This is a genomic window from Nocardiopsis sp. NPDC055824 (assembly GCF_053616335.1).
Genome location: NZ_JBSHDN010000029.1, coordinates 1 through 13325, shown reverse-complemented (window position 1 = coordinate 13325; position 13325 = coordinate 1). Strand labels below are relative to the sequence as shown.

Annotated in this window: 12 protein-coding genes; 6 read left to right on the top strand and 6 right to left on the bottom strand. The window is 74.2% G+C overall.

What is annotated here, in order from left to right; translation table 11 throughout:
- Positions 1 to 68: 68 nt before the first annotated feature.
- A complete protein-coding gene (locus tag ACWGL3_RS09270) occupies positions 69 to 800 on the bottom strand; it encodes a GntR family transcriptional regulator (RefSeq protein ID WP_267945609.1) in 732 nt (243 codons plus the stop codon).
- A gap of 127 nt (positions 801 to 927) precedes the next feature.
- Between ACWGL3_RS09270 and ACWGL3_RS09265 the strand changes: the two genes are divergently transcribed.
- Genes ACWGL3_RS09265 through ACWGL3_RS09240 form a run of 6 tightly spaced genes read left to right on the top strand, consistent with a single transcriptional unit; the run spans position 928 to position 7597 of the window.
- Entirely contained in the window at positions 928 to 2310 is a 1383-nt protein-coding gene (locus ACWGL3_RS09265) for an MFS transporter (RefSeq protein WP_267945610.1), read from the top strand.
- A complete protein-coding gene (locus tag ACWGL3_RS09260; RefSeq protein ID WP_267945611.1) occupies positions 2307 to 3380 on the top strand; it encodes an L-idonate 5-dehydrogenase in 1074 nt (357 codons plus the stop codon). Before ACWGL3_RS09265 ends, ACWGL3_RS09260 begins: the two co-directional genes overlap by 4 nt.
- On the top strand, positions 3377 to 4588 hold the full coding sequence (manD, locus tag ACWGL3_RS09255) for a D-mannonate dehydratase ManD (protein ID WP_267945612.1): 1212 nt from the start codon (positions 3377 to 3379) through the stop codon (positions 4586 to 4588). The genes ACWGL3_RS09260 and manD overlap by 4 nt, the downstream gene beginning before the upstream one ends.
- The gene (locus ACWGL3_RS09250; protein ID WP_352985889.1) at positions 4585 to 5526 is read left to right on the top strand and encodes a PfkB family carbohydrate kinase; all 942 of its coding nucleotides are present in this window, start codon (positions 4585 to 4587) and stop codon (positions 5524 to 5526) included. The genes manD and ACWGL3_RS09250 overlap by 4 nt, the downstream gene beginning before the upstream one ends.
- Positions 5523 to 6980 carry a mannitol dehydrogenase family protein gene (locus ACWGL3_RS09245; RefSeq protein ID WP_352985891.1) on the top strand — a complete coding sequence of 486 codons (1458 nt, stop codon included), beginning with the start codon at positions 5523 to 5525 and terminating at the stop codon, positions 6978 to 6980. Before ACWGL3_RS09250 ends, ACWGL3_RS09245 begins: the two co-directional genes overlap by 4 nt.
- Positions 6977 to 7597 (top strand): bifunctional 4-hydroxy-2-oxoglutarate aldolase/2-dehydro-3-deoxy-phosphogluconate aldolase, encoded by a 621-nt coding sequence (locus ACWGL3_RS09240; RefSeq protein ID WP_267945615.1) that lies wholly within the window; start codon positions 6977 to 6979, stop codon positions 7595 to 7597. The genes ACWGL3_RS09245 and ACWGL3_RS09240 overlap by 4 nt, the downstream gene beginning before the upstream one ends.
- 78 nt (positions 7598 to 7675) lie before the next feature.
- Here the strand turns inward: ACWGL3_RS09240 and ACWGL3_RS09235 are convergent, their stop codons facing one another.
- From ACWGL3_RS09235 to ACWGL3_RS09215, 5 genes are all read right to left on the bottom strand, one after another.
- Positions 7676 to 8737: a hypothetical protein gene (locus tag ACWGL3_RS09235; RefSeq protein WP_452461133.1), complete on the bottom strand. Its 1062-nt coding sequence runs from the start codon at positions 8735 to 8737 to the stop codon at positions 7676 to 7678.
- A gap of 255 nt (positions 8738 to 8992) precedes the next feature.
- Complete coding sequence (locus ACWGL3_RS09230; RefSeq protein WP_267945618.1) at positions 8993 to 10003, bottom strand: 4-hydroxythreonine-4-phosphate dehydrogenase PdxA; 1011 nt, start codon at positions 10001 to 10003, stop codon at positions 8993 to 8995.
- Between the two features lie 70 nt (positions 10004 to 10073).
- Complete coding sequence (locus ACWGL3_RS09225; protein ID WP_452461132.1) at positions 10074 to 11669, bottom strand: tripartite tricarboxylate transporter permease; 1596 nt, start codon at positions 11667 to 11669, stop codon at positions 10074 to 10076.
- Entirely contained in the window at positions 11666 to 12226 is a 561-nt protein-coding gene (locus tag ACWGL3_RS09220) for a tripartite tricarboxylate transporter TctB family protein (protein ID WP_267945620.1), read from the bottom strand. The genes ACWGL3_RS09225 and ACWGL3_RS09220 overlap by 4 nt, the downstream gene beginning before the upstream one ends.
- Positions 12223 to 13188: a tripartite tricarboxylate transporter substrate binding protein gene (locus ACWGL3_RS09215; protein ID WP_267945621.1), complete on the bottom strand. Its 966-nt coding sequence runs from the start codon at positions 13186 to 13188 to the stop codon at positions 12223 to 12225. Before ACWGL3_RS09215 ends, ACWGL3_RS09220 begins: the two co-directional genes overlap by 4 nt.
- Between the last annotated feature and the right edge of the window lie 137 nt (positions 13189 to 13325).

Genomic DNA, 13325 nt, shown 5'->3' with positions numbered 1-13325 from the left:
GACCGGGGTGCCGGGGGTGCGGCGCCGGGGCGGGAACCTCGCGTCCCCCGTTCGGCGCGGGAGCGCCCCTACCTCAGCGAGGACACGCTCCGCCGGACCGGGCGCCGGGGGCGCCCGTCCGAGAAGTACTCGGGCGAGACCGCCCGGATGCGCTCGACGTCCTCGAAGACGGCGCGCAGGTGCGAGCGGAGCGCCCGGACCGCGTCGTCGAGGTCGCCCGCCTCGATCGCGTCCACCACCTGCGTGTGCTGCTCGGCGAGCACCCCCATCGGCCGGGTGTCGATCAGGCTCAGCCTGCGCGCGCGGTCCAGGTGGGCCTTGGCCGCGTTCACCGTCCCCCAGGCGCTCTCGTGCCCGGCCAGGGCCAGGAGGGCCCGGTGGAACTCCTCGTCCAGCTCGAAGAACCGGTCGTGGTCCCCCGCGGCCTCGGCGTCGAGCTGCGTTTGGAGGTTGGACCGCAGGTCGGCGATGTGCTCGGGCGAGAAGGGGGGCCGCGCCTGGGCGAGGGAGGTGCACTCGACCGCCTCCCGGATGAACTGCGCCTGGGCGACGCGTTCGGGGTCCACGAGCGAGACGAAGCTCCCGACCTGCGGGTACACCTCCACCAGGCCCTCCTCCCGCAGGAGGATGAGGCTCTCGCGCACAGGCGTGCGGCTCACCGCGAGCTCGGCGGCGAGCTCGTTCTCGGAAAGCGGCGCCCCGGGCTTGAGCTCCAGGGTGATGACCGCGCGACGGAGGGTGTCCAAGGTGCGGTCCCGCGCGGACAGCAGTGGTCCCCCGGATCGGGTGTCGTCAGCCATGTCCGGAAGTCTACCGCCATTGACTCCACTGGTATACCAGTGCTTGTATGCCAGTTGCCACGACGTTCACATCCGGTTTCCCGGCGATGTCACCGCAGGTCGAAGCCGCCCGACGAAGGAACCTCCCATGACCGAACAGGCGCCTCCCACCCCCGTGGGGCAGGGCGAACGCAGCACACGGGACCTCACGAAGGCCTCGGTCTCCGGATGGCTCGGCACAGCCATGGAGTTCATGGACTTCCAGCTCTACTCCCTGGCCGCAGCCCTGGTCTTCAACCAGATCTTCTTCCCCGACCTCAACCCGGCGGTCGGCCTGATCGCGGCGATGGGCACCTACGGCGTCGGGTACGTCGCCCGCCTCGCCGGAGCGGTCTACTTCGGCCGGATGGGCGACCGCCTGGGGCCGAAGAAGGTCCTGTTCATCACCGTCGCGCTCATGGGCGTCTCCACCACGCTGATCGGCGCCCTGCCGACCTACCAGCAGGTGGGGCTCCTGGCCCCGATCATGCTCGTGGGCCTGCGGCTGGCGCAGGGCTTCGGCGCGGGCGCCGAGATCGCGGGCGCCACGGTGATGCTCGCGGAGTACGCGCCCGCCCGGCGGCGCGGGTTCATCGCCTCCCTGGTGTGCCTGGGGACCAACTCCGGCACCCTGGCCGCCTCGGCGATCTGGGCCGTCCTGGTGTTCGCCCTCTCCGAGGCCGAACTGCTGGCCTGGGGCTGGCGCATCCCGTTCCTGGCCAGTGCGCTCCTCCTGCTCCTGGCCCTGTGGATCCGCCACTCCGTCAAGGAGAGCCCCGTCTTCGAGCAGCGCGAGGACATCGTCGACGGCGTGGCCATGTCCCGCGAGGAACTCGCGGCCACCGCCGTCGAGAAGGACAAGAGCACCCTGGAGGCCGCGCTCCACCAGCGCAAGGGCCGCGCCTTCCTGATCGCCCTGGGCCTGCGCTTCGGCCAGGCGGGCAACTCCGGCATCGTGCAGACGTTCCTGGTCGGCTACCTCAGCGCCACCCTGCTGATGGACGGCTCGGTCGGCACCTCCGCCATCGTGTACGGCTCCCTGCTCGGCTTCGTCACCGTCCCCCTGGTCGGCGTGCTGGGCGACCGCTTCGGCCGCCGCCCCCTCTACTTCTGCCTGACGATCGCGAGCATGCTGTTCGCCGTGCCCATGATGCTGATGATCAACTCCGGCGACGTCGTCCTCGTGACCGTCGCGATGGTCGTCGGGCTCAACCTCTCGGTCCTCGGCCTGTTCTCCGTGGAGAGCGTCACCATGGCCGAGCTGTTCGGGGCGCGCACCCGCTTCACCCAGCTGGCCCTGGCCAAGGAGATCGGGGGCGTCCTCGCCACGGCCATCGGCCCGGTGCTCGCCGCGACGCTCACCGCCGTGACCGGGTCCTGGTGGCCCCTGGCCGCCATGATCATCGCCTACTCGCTGATCACGCTCGTCTCCACGTACCTCATGCCCGAGGTGCGCGGACGCGACCTGGTCCGACTGGAGGACGCCGTATGAGGGCCGTGACCGTCCACGGGGCCGGAGACCTGCGGGTCGACGAGCGCCCCGACCCCGTCGCCCCGGAGGGGCACGTGGTCGTCGCCGTCGAATGGGGCGGGATCTGCGGGTCCGACCTCGCCTACTGGCGCCACGGGCGCTCCGGCACCGCCGTCCTGCGCGACCCCCTGGTCCTGGGACACGAGATCGCCGGACGCGTCGCCCGCGTCGGCCCCGGCGTGAGCGGCGTCGAGGAGGGCCTGCCCGTCACCGTGCATCCGGCCGAACTCGTCGGCGACGGGCGCATGCCCGAGAGGCTGGCCGGACGCACCAACCTGTACCCGCGGGTGCGGTACTTCGGATCGGCCGCGTTCCACCCGCACACCGACGGCGGCTTCAGCGAGTTCAGGGCGGTGCGCGCCGACCAGCTGCGCCCCCTCCCCGCGGGGGTCGGCACCCGCGAGGGGGCTCTGGCCGAGCCCCTGGCCGTGGCCCTGCACGCCGTGTCCCGAGCCGGGGACGTCGCCGGCAGGGACGTCACCGTGAACGGCGCCGGGCCCATCGGCTGCCTCGTGGCCGCGGCCCTCAAGCACGCCGGGGCCGGACGGGTCACCGTCGCCGACATCAGTCCCGCGTCGCTGGCGGTCGCCCGGGCCATGGGCGCGGACGGGCTCCGCGACGTCTCGCTGGGCGAGCCGCTCCCCGAGGACGCCGAGATCGTCATCGAGGCGTCCGGGGCGCCGGGGGCGCTCGGCCCCGTGCTGCGCTCGACCGCCCGGGGCGGGACGGTCGTCCAGGTGGGCAACCTCCCCGGCACGGAGGCCGCCGCGGTCCTGGGCGACCTCGTCACCAGGGAGATCACGTGGAAGGGCTCCTACCGCTTCTCCCACGAGATCGACGACGCCCTCACCGCGATGGCCGAGGGCCTCGACGTCCGCCCGCTGATGACCCACACTTTCCCCCTGGACCGCGCCGAGGAGGCGATGCGGGTCGCCGCCGACCCCGCCTCGGGAAGCAGCAAGGTCATGCTGCGGTTCGGCCCGGACCCCGACCCCACCGATCCCGCACACCCCCGGAAGGACCTCCTGTGAAGATCACGGACGCGCGCGTCGTCGTCTCCTCGCCCGGCCGCAACTACGTCACCCTGGTCATCGAGACCGAGGACGGCGTCACCGGCGTCGGCGACGCCACCCTGAACGGGCGCGAGCTGTCGGTCGCCTCCTACCTGCGCGACCACCTGTGCCCGCTCCTCATCGGCCGCGACGCGCGCCGCATCGAGGACACCTGGCAGTACCTCTACAAGGGCGCCTACTGGCGGCGCGGCCCGGTCACGATGACCGCGATCGCGGCCGTGGACGTGGCCCTGTGGGACATCAAGGGCAAGGCCGCCGGGATGCCCGTCTACCAGCTGCTCGGCGGCGCCGCACGCGACGGCGTCATGGTCTACGGCCACGCCAGCGGATCCTCGCTCGACGACCTGTCCCAGGACTTCCAGCGCCACCTCGACCTGGGGTACAAGGCGATCCGCGTCCAGGCGGCGGTGCCCGGGCTGGACAAGACCTACGGCATCGCGGGGGCCGGCGGCCGGGTGTACGAGCCCGCCAACGCCAACCGGCCCCAGGAGGACTCCTGGGAGACCTCGCTCTACCTCGACTTCGCGCCGGAGATGCTCCGGCACATCCGCGAGGAGTTCGGCTACGGCACGCACGTGCTCCACGACGTCCACCACCGGCTCAGCCCGATCGAGGCGGGCCGCCTGGGCGCGGCGCTCGAACCCTACCGGCCGTTCTGGATGGAGGACCCGACGCCGGCGGAGGACCAGTCGGCCTTCCGCCTGATCCGGCAGCACACCACCACCCCCGTCGCGGTCGGCGAGGTCTTCAACTCGGTCTGGGACTGCCAGCAGCTGATCACCGAACGGCTCATCGACTACATCCGCACCTCGGTCTCCCACACCGGGGGCATCACCCACCTGCGCCGCGTGTTCTCGCTGGCGGACCTGTACGGGGTGCGGTCGGGGTCCCACGGCGCCGGTGACCTGTCGCCGGTCGCCATGGCGGCGGCGCTGCACGTCGACCTGAGCATCCCCAACTTCGGTATCCAGGAGTACATGGGCCACACGGGCCCCTTCGAGGAGGTGTTCCGCACCGGCTACACCTTCTCCGACGGGTACATGCACCCGGGCGAGGCGCCGGGCCTCGGCGTGGAGTTCGACGAGGAGGCGGCCTCCCGCCACCCCTACGACCCCCGGTACCTGCCGGTCAACCGGCGTCTGGACGGAACGGTGCACGACTGGTGAGCGCTCACGAACTCGACGTCGTCGTCCTGGGGGAGATCCTCCTGGAGGTGGCCACCGACGAGCCGGTGGCCCACGGGGTCCCCGCCCGCCTCGGGGTGTCCGGCGACGCCCTCAACGTCGCCGCGGCGGCCGCCCGGGCCGGCGCCCGGACCGGCCTGGCCGCGGTCCTGACCGACGACCCCCTGGGGCGGTCGATCGCCGACCGCGTCGCCGAACTGGGGGTCTCCACGGCGCTGCTGCGCTTCCGTCCCGGACAGCAGGGCGTCTACCTGGTCCACAGCGACCCCGAGGGGGAGCGGGCGTTCTCCTACGCCCGCAGCGGGAGCGTCGGATCGACGCTGTGCCCCGCCGACCTGGACGAACAGGCCCTGGCCGCCGCCGGGGCGGTCGTGGCCTCGGGCATCGCCTGCGCCGTCTCCGGGAGCGCGCACGAGGCCGTCCGGGCCGCGGCGCGCCTGGCCCGCAGGTTCGTGTTCGACCCCAACCACCGGCCGGCGCTGACCACGCGGGAGGCCGCGGCCGCGGTCCTGGCCGAGTTCGCGCCCCTCGCCCACCTCGTCACCCCCTCCCATCCGGGGGAGACCTCGTCCCTGCTGCGGAGCGCCTCCCCGGCGGAGGCCGCCCGGCGCCTCCTGGAGTCGGGGACCCGGCACGTCGCGGTGACGTGCGGCTCGCGCGGCGTGCACCTGGCCACCGCGGAGGGCGAGACCTGGGTCGACGCGGTCCCGGCGCCCGTGGTCCTGGACCAGACCGGCGCCGGGGACGCGTTCCTGGGAACCCTGGCCGCGCGCATGGTCCTGGGCGACGGGTTCGCGGACGCCGCCCGGCTCGCCGCGGCCGCCGCCAGCCTCAACGTGGGCGGCCGCGGCGGGACGGGGCTGCTCCCCACCCTGGAGCAGGCGCGCGCCCACGCCGCGCGGACGGGAGCACGGCGATGAGCAGACTGACCCTGGACTCGCTCGTCCGCTCCGGGCGCTCCCCGTCCCTGGACCGCGGCGCCCTGCGCACCGGGGTGGTCCACCTCGGCGCGGGGGCCTTCTTCCGCGCCCACACGGCCGTCTACACCGAGGACGCCATGCTGGCCACCGGGGACACCTCCTGGGGAATCAGCGCGGTGACCGGGCGCTCGGCGCGCGTGTGGGAGCAGATGGCCCCGCAGGACGGGCTGTTCACCGTCACGGAGCGCGGCCCGGGGAGCGGGGCCTCCCGCGTGGTCTCCGCCGTCACCGAGACGCTCGCCGGGCCGCGCGACCCCCTGGCCGTGGTGGAGCGCGTCGCGGCCCCGGGCACCCGGGTCGTGACCCTCACCGTCACCGAGAAGGGCTACCGGGCCGACCCCCTGACCGGGCGCCTGGACGTGCGGGACCCGGCGGTGCGCGCGGACCTGGAGGGCGCTCCCCCGCTCACCGCGGTCGGCCGGATCGCGCGGGGCCTCCAGCTGCGCATGCTCCGCGACGCGGGCCCGGTCTCCGTGGTCTCCTGCGACAACCTGTCCGGGAACGGGGACCGCCTGGGGTCGCTGGTCGCGGACTTCGCCGACGCCCTGCCCGGGGCCGAGGGCGAGCGGCTGCGGGCCTGGACGGCGGAGTCGGTCTCCTTCCCCGACACGATGGTCGACCGGATGGTCCCGGCGACCACCGCGGAGGACCTCGACCTGGTCGAGGGGGCCCTGGGCCTGCGCGACGAGGCCGCCGTGATCGCCGAGCCCTTCCGCCAGTGGGTGGTCGAGGACCGCTTCGCGGCGGCCCGCCCCCCGTGGGAGCGCGCGGGGGCTCTCCTGACCGGCGACGTCCGCCCCTGGGAGGAGGCCAAGCTCCGCGTCCTCAACGCCGGCCACTCGCTGCTGGCCTACCTGGGGCTCGCCCTCGGGCACCGCACCATCGCCGCGTGCGCGGCGGACCCCGTCGCGGCGGAGGCGGCGCACCGGCTCGTCCACGAGGAGGCCCTGCCCTCGCTGCGCCTGCCGGACGGCCTCGACGGCCCCGCCTACGCGGAGTCGGTCCTGGCCCGGTTCGCCAACCCCGCCCTGGGCCACACGACCGCCAAGGTCGCGGCCGACGGCTCCCAGAAGATCGGGCCGCGCCTGCTCCCCACGGTCCGGGCGGTGCTGGACCGGGGAGGCGAGCCCCGCTGGAGCGCCCTGGCGGTGGCGGCCTGGATGCACCACGTCGCCGCGGCCGGCCCCCGGGTGGAGGACCCCCTGGCCGCCACCCTGGCCGGACTGCTGCCCGACCGCAGGCGCGCGGCGGACGTGGTCCCCCGGCTGATGGAGGCGGGGATCTTCCCCGGGGAGCTCGTCGCCGACGGGCTCTTCACCGGGCTCGTGGCCCACTGGTACGGGGTCATCGACTCCGCGGACACCCTCGCGCTGGGCAAGGAGATCGCGCTGTGACGCCGACGGAAACCGTCCTGGACCGCTCTCCGGTCATCCCCGTGGTCACGGTCGAGGACCCCGGCCGGGCCGTCCCCCTGGCGGAGGCGCTCCTGGCGGGCGGTGTGGGGATCGTCGAGCTCACCCTGCGCACCCCCGGGGCCCTCGCCGCCGTCCGCGCGGTCGCCCGCGGGGTGCCCGGCATGCTCGTCGGGGTCGGGACGGTGCTCACGCCCCGCCAGGCGGACGACGCCGTCGAGGCCGGGGCCGACTTCCTCGTCACCCCGGGCACCACGCCGGGCCTGCTGCGGCACCTCGCCCGGAGCGGGATCACCGCCCTGCCCGGGGTGGCGACCGTGAGCGAGGTCCTGGCGGCCCGGGACGAGGGGTTCCTGGCGCAGAAGGCCTTCCCCGCCTCGGTCCTGGGTCCGGGGTTCCTCCGGGCGGTGGCCGGGCCGGTCCCCGACGTCGTCTTCTGCCCGACCGGCGGGATCACGGCCGACAGCGCCCCCGACTACCTGGCGGCGCCCAACGCGGCGTGCGTGGGCGGGAGCTGGCTCACCCCGCCGGACGCGGTCCGGGACGGGGACTGGGAGCGCGTCACCCGGCTCGCCGCCGGAGCGGCCGCGCTCCGCTGACCCGCTGCCCGGCCGGAGGCGGCGGCTCCGGCCGGCGTCCCGGCGGTTCCGCCGCCGCGGACGACCCCTCCGGGGGCCTCAGGACGGTGGCGGCGGGACCGGGTGCGGGGCCCGTCCCTCCTCGCGGGCGCGCAGGCGCGCGTAGAGCACGGGGAGCGCGGCCCCCACCGGCGGCACGACCGCCAGGGGGAGCAGGACGAGCGCGATCGCGGCCGGGAGGTAGTGGACCAGGGTCGCGGTGGTGAACCTGTTCCCGTCGCTGAGCCGCATCATGGCCTCCCCCGCCGGGGCGGCGAGGGGCGAGGCCGCGACCAGGAGGAGCGTGAACGCGATCGCGACGGCCGCCGCGATCAGCAGCCAGAGGCCGAGGGCCCCCGCCCGCGCGCCGCCCGTCAGCCTCCACGAGCGGCGCAGCGCCCCTGCCGTCCGCACGTCCTCGAACACCACGGCGGCGGGAGCGAGGGAGAGGCGGACCACGAGGTAGGGACCCACGCCCCCGGCGGCGAGGGGCAGGCCCAGGCCCACCGCCCAGTCCGCCGCGCCGAAGCCGGTGAAGGGGGCGCCCGGCCGCTCGATTCCGGGGATCAGGCCGCTCGCCAGGGAGTCGAACAGGAAGGCCCCCACCAGGACGGCGACGACGACGCCCAGCCCGACGGCCAGCTGCGTCGCGAGGACGCGGAGCATGTACGGACGGGCGCGCCGCCACAGGCCGTCGGCGGGAGGGGTCCCGCGGCCGGACCGGGCGTCCCGCACGGCGACGGCGTGCGCGGTGTACAGCAGGGTGAGGACCGCGGCCGCGAGCAGGAGCAGCAGGGACACCACGAGCATCCCGTTCAGCGTGAACGCGACGTCGATGTCGCCCGTGGCGGAGAACGGGGGGACCTCCGCCTCCTGGTTGGACCGCACGCGCTCCCGCAGGAGCTCGAAGGCGTCCCAGGTCAGGGCGAGGCCCAGGACGGCGATCGCGGCCACGCCGCAGGCGGCCAGGGCCGTCACGGCCAGGGCGGAGCCGTACAGGGGGCGCCGGAGGCGGACGGTGGTCGCCAGCGCCTCCCCCAGCAGGCCCGGGGCCTTGCCCCCCTCCGGGGCCTCGTCCTCCCCCGGGACCGGGGCGACCCGGTCCTCCGCGCTGCCCGCCATGTCGGCCCCGTCCCTCGTCTCTCGCACCGGAACGGCCGGGGCGCGACCCGGTGGGGCCGCCGCCGCGCCGGTTCGGTGGTTCGGTGGTCCGCTGCGCCGCGCACGTCCCGATCGCGTGCCCGGTTCCGGGGGGATCAGCGGGTTCGGCACGATACCAGCCGGTCGGCGGGCGGCGGACCTGCCGGGGGCGGGACAGCCGGCGGGCAGCCGTGGACGCCCCGGCCGCGGACGGCCGGGGCGTCCGCGGACCGGGGTTCAGGCCGGAGACCTCCGTCCTCCGAGGGCGACCGCCAGGTCGAAGGCGTTCTGCACCGACCCGGTGGCGGCCACGCCCTTGCCGACCACGTCGAACGCGGTGCCGTGGGCCGGGGTGCAGATGGGGACCGGGAGGCCGCCCGCGATGGTGACCCCGCCGTCGAAGCCCATCAGCTTCATGGCGATCTGCCCCTGGTCGTGGTACATCGTCAGGATCCCGTCGAATTCGCCCGCCCTGGCCCGCAGGAAGATCGTGTCCGACGGGAACGGGCCCGTCGCGTCCACGCCCCGGGCCGCCAGGTCTCCCACCGCGGGGCCGATGACGTCGATCTCGTGGCGGCCGAACCTCCCGTTCTCCCCCGCGTGCGGGTTGAGGGCGCACACGCCGATCCGCGGGGCCTCGAACCCCGATCCGCGCAGGACGCGGTCCAGGAGGAGGCCCGCCTCCACCACGTTGCCGCGGGTGATGCCCGCGTCGACCTCGGCGACGGAGACGTGCGAGGTGACGCGGGCGGTCCACAGGCCGGGCAGCACGTTCAGCTCGGAGGTGAAGGACTCCACCCCCAGGACCTCCTCGAACCAGCGCAGCTCGTCGTTCTCGGTCATCCCCGCCAGGTGCAGCGAGGACTTGTTGAGGGGCGCGAACAGGATGGCGTCCACCGTGCCGTCCTTCGCCATGTCGAGGGCGGTGGAGAGGTTGGCGAGCGCCCAGAGCCCTCCGTTCCTGGTGGCCCTGCCGCGCTCGAAGCCGTCGGCCGTCCCGGGCGGCCGGGCGGCGCCGTTGTCGTACAGGACGGGGAGTCCCGTGCCGGGCGCGTCACCGTAGGCGACGGGCGCCCCGGCGTCCTCTCCCGCCGCCCTCAGCTCGGCCGCGTCGGAGACCAGGACGATGTCGGCGGCCTCGGTGTTCTCCCGCCGCGACAGCAGTCCGGCGATCAGTTCGGGGCCGATGCCGGCCGGGTCCCCGAGGGTGATCGCGACGCGGGGGCGCGTGATGGGGGTGGTGGTCATGGCTGCCTTTCCGGTGGGGCTCGTGCTCTGTGCTTCGGGGGCGGGCCCGGTCCGGGCCCGGGTCGTCGTGTCAGTCGTCCGGGCGCCGGGGAGCGTCCAGGACCTCCTCCCCGCCCGGGGCCGGACCGGCCCCCGCGTCGGGGGCTCCGCCTCCCGCCCCGGCGGACGCCTCCGGGGAGCGGCGCGCCCGTGTCCGGCTCCGGACGGCGCGCACCGCAGCGGGGCCGACGACGAGCGCGAGCGCCAGCGCGAGGATGGCGACCGCGGGGCCGCTGGAGGCGAGCAGGGGAAGGATCTCCCCCTCGCCGAGCGCCGACGTCTGGACCAGCGCCGTCTCGAACAGCGGACCGATGACCAGGCCCAGGACGAACGGCGCGACGGGGAGGTTCATGCGCTTCATCGCGTACCCGACGAAGCCGAACACGACCACGATCCACACGCTCAGCATGCTGTTCTTGACCGAGTAGGCCCCGACCAGGCTCGTGACGATGATGAGCGGGTAGAGGACCGAGTACCTGATGCGCAGGAGCTGGGCGAAGACCGGCGCGAGCGGCAGGTTCAGCAGGAGCAGGAGGGCGTTGCCGATGAAGAACGACGCCAGCAGGCCCCAGACCAGGGTGGGCTGCTCCTCGAAGAGCAGCGGGCCCGGCTGGATGCCGTAGACCAGGAACGCGCCGAGGAGGACCGCCGTCGTGGCCCCGCCCGGCACGCCCAGGACCAGTGTGGGGATGAAGTTGGCGTTGGAGCCCGAACTCGTGGCGGCGTCCGGGGCCACGACGCCCTCGATGGCGCCGGTGCCGAGCTGGTCGCGGTTCCTGGAGAAGCGCTTCTCCACCCCGTAGGCCATGAAGGAGGCGAGCGTGGTCCCGGCGCCCGGCAGACAGCCCAGGACGAAGCCGACGAGCGTTCCACGCGCGGTGGCGGGAACGGAGCGCCTGATGTCCTCCCTGGTCAGGAGGAGGTCGCGGAAGCGGGCGCGGATCGGTGTGGCCATGCCCCGGTGCAGCTGGTTGAGGAGCTCCCCGATGGCGAAGAAGCCGATCATGACCTCGACGTAGGGCAGCCCTCCGAAGAGGGAGACCTGGTCGAAGGTGTACCGGGGCGTCCCCGACCCGACGTCCACGCCGACGCTGGAGACCAGGATGCCGGCCAGTCCGAGGGCGGCGCCCATCATGAGGTTGCGGCCGGAGAAGACCATGATGGTGCACAGTCCGAGGGCCATGACCGCCAGGATCTCGGGCGGCCCGAACCCGAGGGCGGCGTCGGCGAAGACGGGCGCCAGCGTGGTCAGGGCGACGAGGGCGATGAACGCGGCCGCGAAGGAGCCCAGGGCGGAGATGGCCAGCGCGGGTCCGGCCCGGCCGGCGCGCGCCATGCGGTAGCCGTCGAACGTCGAGACCACCGACGAGGCCTCGCCCGGGGTGGCGACCAGGATGGCGGTGATCGTGGCCCCGAACTGCGAGCCGTGGTAGATGCCGGCCAGCATGATGAGCGCCGTCAGGGGCTCGAAGGTGAGGGTGACGGGGATCAGGATGGCCACGCCCGTGGCCGACCCGAGGCCCGGGAGGATGCCGATGACGGTGCCGAGCAGGACGCCGACGAAGCACCACAGCAGGTTCTCGGGGGTGAGCGCCGCGGCGAAGCCGAGGGTGAGGTTGTCGATCACACCGCACCCCACAGGGCCGGGTCGAACACGCCGAGCGGCAGGGGGACCCGCAGGAGGACGCCGAACAGCAGGTAGCACACGACCAGGACCCCCAGGGAGGCGGTGAGGGCGACCGGCCACCGGAGCCGTTCGACGGAGATCGTCAGGAACAGGGTCAGGGCGGCGAGGGTCGGCAGCATGCCCAGGAACGGGATCAGCACCGCCGTGGCCACCAGCGCGGCGGAGACGACGGCCAGCTTGCGGCGGACCGTCCTGTGCTCCGCGTCCGTGCGCTCGGTCTCCTCCTCGACGTGGCCGTCGCCCTCCAGGACCGTCCCGGTGCGCGCCTCCCGGCGCAGCATGGCGAGCCCGATCAGCAGGAGGGCCAGTCCGGCGACGCGGGGCAGCGCCCCGGGGCCGACGGTGCCGTCCTCCACGGTGGTCCACGGGTAGGAGAACGACCCGAGGAAGAAGAACCCGCCGAGACAGGCGAGGACCGCGTGGGTGGCGAGCACGGAGGGCCTGGCCCGGGCCGGGGCCGTCTCCCCCCGGGGCGCGCCGGTCGCGGGGCCGCTCATCGGAACACCTCCTGCATCTGCGCGTCGTAGTCGTCCAGGTAGTCCTCGAACTCCTCGCCCGCGAGGTCGGCGGGGAGGAGGAGGTCGTCCTCGATGTAGTCCCGGTACAGGTCGGAGTCCATGGCGTCGAGGATCGCGTCGACCCAGTAGTCGCGCTGGACCCGCGAGATGCCGTCGGGGGCGAGGACCCCGCGCCAGATGGTGACCTCGGCGTCCAGGCCCTGTTCGAGGGCGGTGGGGACCCCGCCCATGAGCGGGTCGTCGTAGCGTTCGGGGGTGAGGGTGCACAGGGCCTTGAAGTCGCCGCTCTCCAGGTAGGGCCTGACCGAGGCGGCGCTGGCGGGAGCCACCTCGATCTGCCCGCCCATGAGGGCGGTCAGGACCTCGCCGGTGGAGCCGTAGGGCACGACGGAGAACTGTCCGCCGTTCCTCTCGAACTCCGCGGTGACCAGGGCGTCGGCGCCGGTCCGACCGCTGGAGCCGGTCCTGACGGGCGCGTCCCGGCCGGCCTCGACGAGGTCGGCGCAGGTCTCGTAGGGTGCGTCGGCGTCGGCGACGACCATGCGGGAGTCCTCGGCGAACATCACCAGGGGGGTGAAGTCGCGGTAGGTGAAGGGCACGTCGTAGACGAGGGGCAGCGTGTTGAGCGCGCTCTCGGCGACCAGCAGCGCGTTGCCGTTGCCCTGTTCGGCCAGGAAGGTGGCCCAGCCGACCGCGCCCGAGCCGCCCTCCCGGTTCTGCACGTTGACGTTGAAATCCGCGTCGAGGTCGTTGAGCGACTCGGCGACGACGCGGGCGGAGCGGTCGCTGCCCCCGCCCGGGGCGAAGGCGACGAGTGCGGAGACCGAGCCCCGGGGGGTCCAGTCGTCGGGGATCGCGGGGGTGGTGTTCAGCATCGAGCACCCCGCGAGCAGGGTGCAGGCGCTCGACGCGGCCAGTGCCATGCGCAGTGGTGGCTTCATGTCGGCCCTCTTGCGTCCGGGGGGTGGACGGACTTCTCCGAGGCGCAACCTGCGCAACATCGAAGATCCTATTGGATATGGGAACAAGCTAGGGCTCTGAACTGGTGTTGACAAGAGGGCGAAACAAAGTGAACGGA